At 53.4% G+C, this 768-nt stretch carries 1 protein-coding gene; it reads right to left on the bottom strand.

Annotated features, from left to right (window positions below; all coding sequences use genetic code 11):
- Positions 1-746: hypothetical protein (locus N1032_RS24965; protein WP_259543250.1), on the bottom strand; the 746-nt coding region annotated here is incomplete at its 3' end.
- Positions 747-768 lie beyond the last annotated feature (22 nt).

The following is a 768-nucleotide window of genomic DNA, read 5'->3' as shown; positions in this document are numbered from 1 at the left end:
TAGCCAATCGCGCCGGAAATGCGGACATTGCCTAACAGCATTTCCGCCACACCGTTAGCGACGCGGATCTGCGGCTCTACGTTGTATTCGCGGATGCGGTCAGGGTCTAAGCGAAGGTCATGCGTTGGCTTGCTGTGAAGCATGTACTGACTATCCCAGGCGTTTATTGTTCGCGTGGATAGTCGGCGCTTTATCAGCTCGTCACGGGTGAAACGCTCCGGCCATGCGCTACCGGCGTAAAAGTCGATAAGCGTTTCCGGTGGCGCGGCAAATTTAACGCCGGTTTCAGTCAGCTCGTAATCTACGCCCTCAACCAAAACCTTTGCGGCGTTATAGATACCGGCGAAAACGAATTCAGGGATAAACGGAATATCGTATTCGCATTTATTCGCATCCTTCGCTTCAATACGAAACTCTTTTTCGAAGAGTCGAATCGTAAGGCAATTAGCGCCGCGCTTCTCAATCTCTTCGTAAATGGTTTCGAACGTGTGCGGCGTGCCGATATAAATCGTCTGGCCGCCAGGTACTAGAATGTGCGTAATCTCTTCGAGTCGGTAGCGTAGCTTTTCGCGCGCTTCCGGCGTCTGAATGTTTCGCGGTACTTCAACGTCATCGACTACAGCCAACTTTGCGCGGGAGCCGGTGACGTTCGACATAATGCCGCGCGCGTACATCGATGCGTTTCGCGGGTCTGTTGCGATAGACGTCCACCATTGCTCTACCGTGCCTTTGCCGTCGGGCATCATGCCCGCTGTCAAAGGATGGTTG

The organism is Herbiconiux daphne (genome assembly GCF_024979295.1).
Taxonomy (GTDB): Bacteria; Actinomycetota; Actinomycetes; order Actinomycetales; family Microbacteriaceae; genus Herbiconiux; species Herbiconiux daphnes.
The sequence above is the reverse complement of the archived record's forward strand: the minus strand, read 5'-3'. Positions and strand labels throughout refer to the sequence as shown.